This is a genomic window from Psychrobacter sp. 1Y4, assembly GCF_051847555.1.
Genome location: NZ_JBPYDE010000290.1, coordinates 1 through 880 on the forward strand (window position 1 = coordinate 1; position 880 = coordinate 880).

Below are 880 nucleotides of genomic sequence, written 5' to 3' on the forward strand. Positions count from 1 at the left end.
CATTCGCCAGCAAGACGGACTTAATATCGATATTGTCGCTGTTTATACCCAGCCGGATCGTAAAGCAGGACGCGGCCAAAAATTATCAGCCTCTGCTGTCAAAGAAGTGGCATTAGCGAACGATATCACTGTTGAGCAGCCAGTCACTTTTAAAAAATCCAGCACAGAGGGCGTGGCAGCAAGACAAACGCTGCGTACGTATCAGCCAGATCTCATGATTGTCGCTGCTTACGGTTTGATTTTGCCTATCGGTGTATTGACCACACCCACGCATGGTTGTCTAAATATTCATGCCTCATTGTTGCCACGTTGGCGCGGTGCAGCGCCTATTCACCGTGCACTATTAGCAGGTGATGATGAGACAGGTATCACCATCATGCAGATGGATAAAGGGCTTGATACTGGTGATATGCTCTATAAGGTGAGCGCTAGTATAGAGCCTGATGAGACGGCAGCGAGCCTACATGATAAGATGGCAGCGCTTGGTGCGACGGCTATCGCCACAGTATTAAAAGATTTATCACATTATCAAGCGCAGGCCACTACCCAAGATGATAGTCAAGCAAACTATGCTGAAAAATTGGTAAAAACCGAAGGGGAGGTTGACTGGACGAAGCCTGCTGCTGCGATTGAACGCCAAATACGTGGATTGACCCCGTGGCCAGGCGCTTATACTTTTCTAGAAGGGCAACGCGTCAAAATACTCGCGGCACTACCCATCAATACCACGCAAAAAACAGATAAGTCCGCTGGCACGGTCGTGAGTGTCGGGCGCAAGGCAATTTTGGTGGCTTGCGGTCAAGAGGTTGAACAACCAAATGATAAAGACGCTCATGACGTACAACTCAGCAATACATTGGCGATAACCAAATTACAGTTT

The 880-nt window shown here is 48.2% G+C and carries 1 protein-coding gene; it reads left to right on the forward strand.

From position 1 onward, the window contains the following. Window positions 1-880: methionyl-tRNA formyltransferase (gene fmt, locus ACS8FC_RS15850; RefSeq protein WP_439297475.1), on the forward strand; the 880-nt coding region annotated here is incomplete at both ends.